The sequence below is a fragment of the Anaeromyxobacter sp. SG64 genome, from assembly GCF_022690745.1.
In the GTDB taxonomy this organism is placed as follows: Bacteria; Myxococcota; Myxococcia; order Myxococcales; family Anaeromyxobacteraceae; genus Anaeromyxobacter; species Anaeromyxobacter soli.
Genome location: NZ_JALCZB010000134.1, coordinates 1 through 9,879 on the forward strand (window position 1 = coordinate 1; position 9,879 = coordinate 9,879).

At 76.5% G+C, this 9,879-nt stretch carries 9 protein-coding genes; 3 read left to right on the top strand and 6 right to left on the bottom strand.

What is annotated here, in order from left to right; genetic code table 11:
- From MNZ29_RS22445 to ggt, 6 genes are all read right to left on the bottom strand, one after another.
- Window positions 1–692 (bottom strand): Hpt domain-containing protein (locus MNZ29_RS22445; RefSeq protein WP_242356802.1); only part of this gene is annotated, 692 nt, incomplete at its 3' end.
- Between the two features lie 3 nt (window positions 693–695).
- Complete coding sequence (locus MNZ29_RS22450; RefSeq protein WP_242356804.1) at window positions 696–1,250, bottom strand: chemotaxis protein CheW; 555 nt, start codon at window positions 1,248–1,250, stop codon at window positions 696–698.
- 3 nt (window positions 1,251–1,253) lie between these two features.
- On the bottom strand, window positions 1,254–1,628 hold the full coding sequence (locus tag MNZ29_RS22455) for a PleD family two-component system response regulator (RefSeq protein WP_242341214.1): 375 nt from the start codon (window positions 1,626–1,628) through the stop codon (window positions 1,254–1,256).
- Window positions 1,625–3,049 (bottom strand): protein-glutamate O-methyltransferase CheR, encoded by a 1,425-nt coding sequence (locus MNZ29_RS22460; protein ID WP_242341213.1) that lies wholly within the window; start codon window positions 3,047–3,049, stop codon window positions 1,625–1,627. The genes MNZ29_RS22455 and MNZ29_RS22460 overlap by 4 nt, the downstream gene beginning before the upstream one ends.
- Window positions 3,046–3,618: a chemotaxis protein CheW gene (locus MNZ29_RS22465; RefSeq protein WP_242356805.1), complete on the bottom strand. Its 573-nt coding sequence runs from the start codon at window positions 3,616–3,618 to the stop codon at window positions 3,046–3,048. Before MNZ29_RS22465 ends, MNZ29_RS22460 begins: the two co-directional genes overlap by 4 nt.
- A 59-nt stretch (window positions 3,619–3,677) precedes the next feature.
- A complete protein-coding gene (gene ggt / locus MNZ29_RS22470) occupies window positions 3,678–5,342 on the bottom strand; it encodes a gamma-glutamyltransferase (RefSeq protein ID WP_242356808.1) in 1,665 nt (554 codons plus the stop codon).
- A 95-nt stretch (window positions 5,343–5,437) separates the two neighbouring features.
- Between ggt and glmU the strand changes: the two genes are divergently transcribed.
- From glmU to thpR, 3 genes are all read left to right on the top strand, one after another.
- Window positions 5,438–6,901 (top strand): bifunctional UDP-N-acetylglucosamine diphosphorylase/glucosamine-1-phosphate N-acetyltransferase GlmU, encoded by a 1,464-nt coding sequence (gene glmU / locus MNZ29_RS22475; RefSeq protein ID WP_242356810.1) that lies wholly within the window; start codon window positions 5,438–5,440, stop codon window positions 6,899–6,901.
- Window positions 6,902–6,939: 38 nt separating this feature from the next.
- Window positions 6,940–8,775 carry a glutamine--fructose-6-phosphate transaminase (isomerizing) gene (glmS, locus tag MNZ29_RS22480; protein ID WP_242356812.1) on the top strand — a complete coding sequence of 612 codons (1,836 nt, stop codon included), beginning with the start codon at window positions 6,940–6,942 and terminating at the stop codon, window positions 8,773–8,775.
- 305 nt (window positions 8,776–9,080) lie between these two features.
- A complete protein-coding gene (gene thpR, locus MNZ29_RS22485) occupies window positions 9,081–9,683 on the top strand; it encodes an RNA 2',3'-cyclic phosphodiesterase (protein WP_242356814.1) in 603 nt (200 codons plus the stop codon).
- The last annotated feature ends 196 nt before the right edge of the window (window positions 9,684–9,879 follow it).

Consider the following 9,879-nt stretch of genomic DNA (forward strand, 5'->3'; position numbering starts at 1 on the left):
GGCGCGTCGACCCCGCCGTCGGCGAGCCCCGCGAACCCATCCGCCGCGCGGCGCGCGAGCGCGGCCGCGCCGGGGGCGGCGAGCGCGCCCATCCGGACCGCCGCCTGCGCGGCGCGGGTGGCGACCGCGCGGCGCGTCTCGGGATCGAGCGGCGCGCAGAGCTGCTCGAGCGCCTCCTCGAGGGCGTCCATGTCGGCGGGGGCGTCGCCTGGCGCGGGAGCCTCCGCGAGGCGCGGCTCCGGCGCCTCGGGGCCGTCCTCTCCCGGCGTGCCGTCCTCGGGGTCTTCCCCGGCCGGCGCTTCGGCCCGCTCGAGCGCGGGGCGGAGGGCGGCGAGGAGCGTCTCGACCCCCGCGACGGCGATGACGCCGCCCTCGTCGCCGGCCGCGATCGCGTCCTCCATCGCCTCGACCGCCTCGAGCGACGCCTGCACGGCGGCGCGGGAGAGCCCGGCGGCCGGGTCGAACCCCGCGAGCGATCCCTCGATCGCGTGCGCGAGCCGCTCCACGTCGGCGAGGCCGAGGCTCCCCGAAGAGCCCTTGAGGCTGTGCGCGATGCGGCGCACGGCGTCGAGCGCCTCGGGCGCGCGCGGGTCGCGCTCGAGCGTGAGGATCCCCGTGCTGATGGCCTCGAGGTGCTCGCGCGCCTCGGCGGAGAAGACGGGCCAGATCTGGCGGAAGAGCTCGCGATCCATGCGCTACCCGCCGTGCGCCGCCGGGGCGCCGAGCTTGCCGAGGTCGAGCACCGCGAGCCGGTCCTGCGCGATCCACGAGAACGGGCCCTCCGCGGCGCTCGAGAGCCCATCGCGCGGGAGCTCCACCTGGCCCTCGACCGCCTCCGCGGCGAGGCCGAACGCCTCGTCGCCGTGCTCGACCACCAGGATCTTCGCGAGGTCGTTCAGCCCCGCGCCCTCGAGGCCGAGGAGCTGCCGCAGGTCGAGCACCGGCACCACCCGCGCCCGCGCCACCGCCGCGCCGAGGAGCCAGGGGGGCGCCGCGGGGAGCGGCGAGAGCACCTGCGCGTCGAGGATCTGGAACACGTCCTCGACCTCGACCCCGTAGCGCTCCCCGCCCACGCTGAACGCCACCACGGGCAAGGTGGCCACCGCGGTGGTCTCCCGCGCGAAGGCGATCTCCCGCGCCCGCTCCTCGAGGATCCGGCGGCGCGCCTCGGGCGACGGCGCCGGCTCGAGCGCGTCCGGCGGCTCGGCCGGAGCCGCCCTGAGCTCGCGCCCCTGTCCCGTTGCCGTCACGCGCTACCTCCTCGCGGGGAGCTGGAGGATCCCGCCCACGGTCTTGCGGAGCTCCTCCACCGAGACGGGCTTCGTCAGGAACGCGGTCGCGCCGACGAGCTTGCCCTTCTTGCGGCTCGCGTCGTCGGCGAGCGAGGTGAGGAGGACGATGGGCGTCTTGTGGAGGATCGGATCGGCGCGGATCGCGGCGCACAGCTCGAAGCCGTCCATCCCGGGCATCCGCACGTCCGAGATGACGAGATCCGGCTTGTGCTCGCGCGCCCGCGCGAGGCCCTCCGTGCCGTCCTTCGCCTCCACGAACTCGATCTGCCAGCCCATCAGGTAGACCTGGATGAGCGACAGGAGCGTCCGCGTGTCGTCGACGAGCAGCACCTTCATGGCTCGCTCCTTCCGGCGCCCGCGCGGGGCCGGCGAACTTCGCCGAGCGCGCTGCGCAGCGCACCGGCGGTGATGGGCTCGACGCCGCGGAGCGGCGCGCCGTCGTCCAGGCCCTCGACGGCCTCGATCGCGTTCCGCCGCGCGCGCGCCGCCTCGTCGTGCCGCCCGACGCGCGCGTAGAGCGGCACGAGCGACGCGTGCGCCATCGCGAGGCCGGGCTCGAGGTAGAGGGCGCGCCGGAGGGCGTCGATGGCGCCGCCGAGATCGCCCCGCGCGTCGGCGGCCATGGCGAGGAGCAGGTAGGACTCCGGGCAAAGGTGCCGCTCGGCCACCTCGCGGGCGAGCTGCTCCGCGAACTCGAGGTCGCCGCGGCGCGCGGCGGCGCGGGCCTGCTCGAAGCCGGGGATGGGGATCGCGGCTTCGCTCGGAACCGGCGTGTCCAGCGCGGTGGGCGTCACGACCGCGGCCGGGGCGGGAGTCGGGGCCGGGGTGAGCGTCGCGGCGGCCGGGGTGGGCGTCGCGATCGGAGCGGGGGTGGGCGCCGGAGCCGCGCTCGCGCTCCTCCCCCGGCTCCGCGCCTTCGCAGGCGCCGCTCGCTCGGTCCGGACCTCTCCCGGCGCGAGCCGGCGGAAGATCACCGTGCCGCCCACCTCCAGCCGCTCCACCGCGAGCTTCTCGGCGATGGGCACCTCCACCGGGCCGAGCAGGAGGAACCCCCCCGGCGCGACCGCCTCGAGGAGCCGCGCGGTGATCGCGCGCGCGGTCTCGGGGTCGAAGTAGATGAGGACGTTGCGGCAGACGACGAGGTCGAACGGGCCGGCGGGGGCGGGCTCGGAGTAGAGGTTGTGGCGACGGAACTCCACCGCGGCGCGCACCTCCGCGCGGACGCGCACCTGCGGCCCCTCGCCCTCGAGGTGGCGAGCGCGCGCGCCCGGATCGAGCCGGCGCAGCGACCACGCCCCGTAGACCGCCTCGGCGGCCACCGCGAGCGCGCGGGCGGACACGTCGGTCGCGAGGATCCGGTCGCGGCACGCCGCCCGGCCGGCGTCGCGGAGCAGCATCGCGAGCGAGTACGGCTCCTCGCCGGTGGCGCACCCGGCCGACCAGATCCGCAGCGGGCGCTCGCGCTGCGCGCGCGCCAGCACCACCTCGCGCACGGCGTCGAGCTGCTCGGGGTGGCGGAAGAAGTAGGTCTCCCCGACCACCGCCGCCTCGACGAGCTCGCCCAGGCAGCGCGGATCGCGGGCCCGGAGCCGGGCCCGGAACGCCTCGGGCTCGAGCTCCACCGCCCGCGCGGCGCGGCGGAGCGCCTCCTCGAGCGTGGTGCGGAGCCCCTCGGTGAGCGTGATGCCGCACGCGTCGCGCAGCGCCCGCTCGACGTCCTCGACGCCGGCGGCGAAGGTCGCGCCGGCGGCGGTCAAGGCCGCTCCGGGAGGCCTTCGGCGAGGGGCGCGGGATCGAGGAGCGGCACGACCTCTCGGTCGAGCAGGCACAGCCCGGCGACGAGCGGCGTGCCGCGCCAGGCCGGGGGCGTCCCGGACGCCGCGTCCCCGTGGAAGAGCCGGGGGCCGTCCACGAGCCGGTCCACCCGGTCGACGACGACGCCGAGGGTCGGCGAGCCGGGGAGGATCGCGATCTGGGCGTCGAGGGGAGGCTCGCGAACGGCGCCGAGCCAGGCGGAGAGATCCACCGCGACGACCGGCTGGCCCCGGCACACGAAGGTCCCGAGCACGTGCGGCGGGGCGCCGGCGAGCGGCGCGGTGGCCACGAGCCGGATCACCTCCGAGACGCGGGAGGCCGGGAGCAGCGCGCGCCGGCCGGCGGCCTCGACGAGGAGGTGCATCCCGGGGAGCGCGTCGCCGCCGTGGGCGACGAGGTCGCGCTGCGCGGCGCGGAGCGCCTCCTCGAGCCGGCGCACCTCGGCGGCGAGCGCCGCGCGCGGCGTACGGACGCCGCCCGCGGCGGCGGTGGGTGCAGGTCTCGAGGTCACGATCCGACAAGCAGGATAGCGGACGGCCGCCCGCCCGTCGAACCCGCGCCAGCACGCGATCAGGGCGCCGACGGGGCTCCGTCGTACCTGGGATCGCTCGCCGCTTCCCAGCGACCGTCCGGCCGGCGCCGCACCGCCTGGGCGTTGCCCCAGGGCCGTTCCGCCACCTGGAGCCGGTGTCCCCGTGCCGCGAGCGCGCGGGCGGTCTCGGCCTCGAGCGCGTTCGGCTCGACGCGCAGGGCGTCCGGTTGCCACTGATGGTGCAGGCGTGGAGCGGCGAGCGCCTGCTCCAGGGACATACCGTCGTCCACGAGGTGGGAGATCGCCTGCGCGACGGTGGTCGGGATGGTCGAGCCGCCCGGCGCGCCGACGACGAGCCAGAGCGCCCCGCCCGGCGCGAAGACGAGCGTCGGCGCCATCGACGAGAGCGGCGTCTTCCCGGCCGCGGGCGCGTTCGCGCCGGTGCCGACGAGCCCGTACGCGTTCGGCGCGCCCGCGGCGGCGTCGAAGTCGTCCATCTCGTCGTTGAGCAGGATCCCCGTCCCCGGGACGACCACGCACGCGCCGAACAGGTAGTTCACGGTCGTGGTGATCGCGACCGCGTTCCCCTCCGCGTCCACCACCGAGAGGTGGGTCGTGTGCTTCCCCTCGTCGCGCGGCGGCGTGTCCGCGGCGACGGGGCGCGCGCGCTCGCCGAGCTCCGCGGAGAGGCGGGCGGCGTACGCGGGCGAGACCATCTCCTCGACCACCCCCGCCGCCCCGGGCACGAAGTCCGGGTCGCCGAGCGCGGCGCGCTTCGCGAAGAGCCGCTTCTCCGCCTCCGCCATGGCGTGCAGGAAGCGCACGGGCCGGTACCCGCCCTCGCGCGGCGCCTCCCGCTCCAGCGCCTGCAAGAGCCCGATCACGATCGCGCCTCCCGCGGAGGGCAGGCCCATGGAGACGATCCGGTAGCCGCGGTAGCTCCCCTCGACCGGCGCGCGGTCGCGCACGCGGTAGCGCGCGAGGTCGCTCGCGGCGAGCACGCCGCCGTCGTCCCGCGCGGCCCGGGCGATGCGCTCCGCGAGCGGGCCGCGGTAGAAGGCCGCGGGATCCCGGCCGAGGAGCCGCAGCGTGCGGGCGAGGTCGCGGCGCACGATCCGCTCGCCGGGCGCGGGCGCCGCGGGCCGGCCGTCCGCGCCGGCGACGAGGAGCTCCCTCGCGGCCGCGGGCCGGGCGGCCAGGCACGCGAGGCGGGCCCTCGCCGCGTCGGAGTAGGAGGGCGAGGCCGGGAACCCGCGCTCGGCGAGGCGCGCCGCGGGCGCGGCGAGCGCCGCGAAGGATCGGGTGCCGAAGCGGCGCGCGAGCTCCGCGTACCCCTTCACGGCCCCCGGAACCGCCACCGCGAGGCCGCCGTCGAGGGAGCGCGACGGCGTCGCCGGGGCGCCGCCCCGCGCCGCGAACAGGTCCGGGGTCGCCGCGCCGGGCGCGACCTCGCGGAAGTCGAGGGCGTGGACCTTCTTCTCGCGCGCGTCGTAGACGAGGGCGAAGCCGCCGCCGCCGATTCCAGAGGACTGCGGCTCGACCACCGCGAGCGCGAGGGCGGCCGCGACCGCCGCGTCGGCGGCGTTGCCGCCCCGGCGCAGGACGTCCGCGGCGACCTCGCTCGCGAGCGGGTGAGCGGTCGCGACCGCCCCCCGGCTGGAGACGGCGGTCGCGGACAGGACGATCGCGAGCAGGACGGGCATCCACCACCTGTACCACCGCGCGGCAGCCTTTCCGGGCCCCGCCCCCGCTCCTCGGGCTTGATCACCACGCGGGGGCGAGCCTAGCCTGCCGCGACATGACCCGCTCTCCCACCCCCCTCGCCGCGATCGTGCTCGCCGCCGGCAAGGGCACCCGGATGAAGTCGCAGAAGGCGAAGGTCCTCCACGAGGTCGGCGGCCGCCCGCTGGCCTGGTTCCCGCTGCTGCGCGCGCTCGAGCTCGGGGCGAACCCGGTCGTCGCGGTGGTGGGCCACCAGGCGGAGGCGGTCGAGGCGGCCCTCGCGGCCGCGCTCCCGGGCGCGCCGCTGCGCTTCGCCGTGCAGCGCGAGCAGCTCGGCACCGCGCACGCCGTCCTCGCCGCCCGCGAGGCGCTCGGCGCGTACGACGGCCCGATCGTGATCCTCTCCGGCGACACGCCCCTCCTCACGGCGGAGACGCTCGCGCACGTGGTCGGCGCGCGGGCGGGCGCGACCCTCGCGCTCGCGACGATGAAGCTCGCGAACCCGCACGGCTACGGGCGCATCGTCCGCGACCCCGCGGGCAACCCGGCGCGCGTGGTCGAGGAGAAGGACGCGAACGAGGCCGAGCGCGCCATCGACGAGGTGAACGCCGGGCTCTACTGCGCCGAGGCGGCGTTCCTGTGGGACGCGCTCTCGAAGGTGGGCAGCGCCAACGCCCAGGCCGAGTTCTACCTCACCGACCTCGTCGCGATGGCGGCGCGCGCGGGCGGCGCGGTCGCGGTGCCGGTCCCGCCCGAGGAGGCGTCGGGCGTGAACGACCGCGAGGAGCTCGCCCGGGCCGGGCGGGTGCTCCTGCGCCGGCGGGCGTCGGAGCTCATGCGCGGCGGCGTGACGATCGAGGATCCGGAGCGGTTCGACTGCGACGAGGGCGTCGAGATCGGCGCGGACACCGTCATCGAGCCGAACGTCCGGCTGAAGGGGCGCACCCGCGTCGGCGCGGGCTGCCGGCTCGGCGCGGGCGCGATCCTCACCGACGCGACCCTCGGCGACGGCGTCACGGTGAAGCCGTACACGGTCGTCGACGAGTCCACCGTGGCCGCGCGCGCGATCCTGGGGCCGTTCTCCCGGCTCCGCCCCGGCAGCGAGATCGGCGAGGAGGCGCACGTCGGGAACTTCGTCGAGACGAAGAAGGCGCGCCTCGGCAAGGGGGCGAAGGCGAACCACCTCACGTACCTCGGCGACGCCACGGTGGGCGCGGGCGCGAACGTCGGCGCCGGCACGATCACCTGCAACTACGACGGCGAGAAGAAGCACCCCACCGTGATCGGCGAGGGGGCCTTCATCGGCTCGGACTCGATCCTGGTCGCGCCCATCGAGATCGGCGCCGGGGCGTACGTCGCGGCGGGCTCCACCCTCACCGACAGCGTGCCGCCCGGTGCACTGGCGCTCGGGCGCGCCAAGCAAGTGACGAAGGAGGGGTGGGTGGCCAGGCGGCAGGCGGAGAAGCAGAACAAAGGGGCGGCCGAGGCCGCGCCGCCGCCGGCTCCGGGCGAGGGCCCGCGCGGCGGACGAGCGAGCTAGCGGGCGAACCGCTTCCCCGTGGTAGAAGGCAGGCCCTCATGTGCGGAATCGTTGGCTACGTCGGTCCCCGGCAGTGCGTCGACCTCATCGTCGGCGGCCTCAGGAAGCTCGAGTACCGCGGCTATGACTCCGCGGGCGTCGCGGTGGTCGGGCCGTCCGGCCTCGCGGTGAAGCGGGCGAAGGGCAAGCTCCAGAACCTCGTGACGATCCTGCGCGACGGGCCCCTGCCCGGCTGCACGGGCATCGGCCACACGCGCTGGGCGACGCACGGCCGGCCGTCGGACGAGAACGCCCACCCGCACGCGTACGGCGGGGTGGCGGTGGTCCACAACGGCATCATCGAGAACCACCTCGACCTCAAGGCGGCGCTCACGGGGCGCGGCCACAAGTTCGCCTCCGAGACCGACACCGAGATCTTCGCGCACCTCATCGCCGACGCGCTGCGGGACGGCGCCCGGGACCTGCAGGCCGCCGTCCGCGCGGCCCTCGCGCAGGTCCAGGGCACCTACGCCATCGCGGTCGTCTCGGAGAAGCGGCCGGGCGAGATCGTCGCCGCGAAGAACGCCTCGCCGCTCGTGGTCGGCTACGGCGAGGGCGAGAGCTTCCTCGCCTCGGACGTGCCGGCCATCCTCGAGCACACCCGCGAGGTGAGCTACCTCGAGGAGGGCGAGCTCGCGGTCCTGACCGCCGGGGGGATCACGCTCTTCGGGCGCGACGGCGAGCCGGTCGAGCGCAAGCCGCGGCGGATCGAGTGGAGCGCGGTGGCCGCCGAGAAGGACGGCCACAAGCACTTCATGCACAAGGAGATCTTCGAGCAGCCCCGGGCCGTCGCGGACACGATCCGCGGGCGCGCGTCGCTCGAGCAGGGCGACGTCACGCTCGACGGGGTCGAGCTGCCCGAGGACTACGTCAAGCAGCTCGAGCGGATCGTCATCGTCGCCTGCGGCACCTCCTGGCACGCCGGGCTCTCCGGGCGCCAGATGATCGAGGCGCTCGCGCGCATCCCGGTGGAGGTGGAGCTCGCGAGCGAGTTCCGCAACCGGGATCCGCTGGTCTCGGAGCGCGTGCTCTGCCTCGCCATCTCGCAGTCGGGCGAGACGGCCGACACGCTCGCGGCGGTGAAGATCGCGCGGGCGCGCGGCGCCAAGGCCTACGCGATCTGCAACGTCGTGGGCTCGGCGATCGCGCGCGAGTGCGACGGCGGGACGCTCTTCACCCGCGCAGGCCCGGAGATCGGCGTCGCCTCGACGAAGGCGTTCACGACCCAGCTCGCGGGCCTCTATCTCCTCGCGGTGAAGCTCGGCCGCCTGCGCGGCACGCTCTCCGCCGACGCCGCGCGCGAGCACCTCGAGGCGCTTCGCCACGTCCCCTCCTGGATGGAGCAGATGATCCGCCAGGAGGCGGCGCTCATGCCGATCGCGAAGCGCTGCGCCGCCGCGCGCGACGTCCTGTTCCTCGGGCGCGGGAGCCAGTACCCCGTCGCGCTCGAGGGGGCGCTCAAGCTCAAGGAGATCTCGTACATCCACGCCGAGGGCTACGCCGCGGGCGAGATGAAGCACGGGCCCATCGCCCTCATCGACGAGGAGCTGCCGGTCGTCGTCCTCGCCACGCAGGAGCGCGCGTACGAGAAGACGCTCGGCAACATGGAGGAGGTCCGCGCCCGCGGAGGCCACGTGTTCGCGGTGGTGTCCGAGGGCGACACGCACGCGGCGAGCCTCGCCGAGGTGGCGCTCACGGTCCCGCCCGCCCCGCCGCTCCTCGCCCCGCTCGTCTCCATCATCCCGCTCCAGTTCCTCGCCTACCACGTCGCCGATCTGAAGGGCACGGACGTGGATCAGCCCAGGAACCTGGCCAAGAGCGTGACGGTCGAGTAGCAGCGCGCGGCGGCGCGGCCGGCAGAGGCCGCGCCAGAGCGCGCCGGGGGCCCGGGGGAGCGTCTCGCTCCCCCGGCACGATGCCCAGCCGAGGAATCTGGCCAAGAGCGTGACGGTCGAGTAGCAACGCGCGCCGGTGCGGCCGGCAGAGGCCGCGCCAGAGCGCGCCGGGGGCCCGGGGGAGCGTCTCGCTCCCCCGGCACGATGCCCAGCCCAGGAATCTGGCCAAGAGCGTGACGGTCGAGTAGCAGCGCGACCCCTCTCCCTTCTCGCCATCCGCCCCACGGTCCGCTACACCTCGTCCCGTGGAGGGCAAGAGTCACCGCCTCTTCGTCGCGCTCGAGCCGACGGATCTCGTCCGTCGCCGCATCGCCGCGACGGCCGCGCACCTGCGCCGCTCGGCGGGCCGCGCGGCCGACGACGTCCGCTGGGTCGTCCCCGAGAACGTCCACCTCACCCTGCAGTTCCTGGGCGCCGTCCCGGAGCCGCGCGTGGAGGCCGTCGCGGACGCCGTGCGCGCGGCGGCCGCCGGGTCGCACCCGCTCGCGCTGGAGGTGCACGGCGCGGGCGGCTTCCCGAACGCGCGGCGGCCGCGGGTCGTGTGGGCGGGCATCCAGGGCGACGTCGCCGCGCTGGGGGCGCTCGTGCAGGACCTCGGGCGACGGCTCGCGCCGCTCGGCTTCGCGCCGGAGGCGCGCCCCTTCTCCCCGCACCTGACGCTCGGCCGGGCGCGCGACGTCCGCGGCGCGCCCGGGCTCGGTGGGGCGCTCGCGGAGGCGGCGCAGGGCGACGGCGTCGGGTGGCGCGCCGGCGAGCTCGTGCTCTTCGAGTCTCACCTGTCGCCGAAGGGACCGCGCTACGAGGCCATCGTGCGCGCCCCGCTCGGACGCTCGAGCGAGGGACGCTGATCGAAGTGATCGCCCGGCTCAGCGCCCGGGCGCCGGAGCCGGCGCAGGGCGCGCGCCCGTGTCACCAGAGGTGGAGTCGGTGCCGCCGCGACTCGGAGCGGCGGGTGCGGGCGCGGGCGCCGGGGCAGCGGCCTGCGGCGCGGGCGAAGCCGGTGCAGGCGCCGCCGACGCGCCCGACGGCCGCTGCGGCGCGGGC

Bases quoted from the DNA above. Each gene is read 5' to 3' on its own strand.
- MNZ29_RS22455 (WP_242341214.1), bottom strand. From the start codon at position 1,628: ATGAAGGTGCTGCTCGTCGACGACACGCGGACGCTCCTGTCGCTCATC.
- ggt (WP_242356808.1), bottom strand. From the start codon at position 5,342: ATGCCCGTCCTGCTCGCGATCGTCCTGTCCGCGACCGCCGTCTCCAGC.
- glmU (WP_242356810.1), top strand. From the start codon at position 5,438: ATGACCCGCTCTCCCACCCCCCTCGCCGCGATCGTGCTCGCCGCCGGC.
- glmS (WP_242356812.1), top strand. From the start codon at position 6,940: ATGTGCGGAATCGTTGGCTACGTCGGTCCCCGGCAGTGCGTCGACCTC.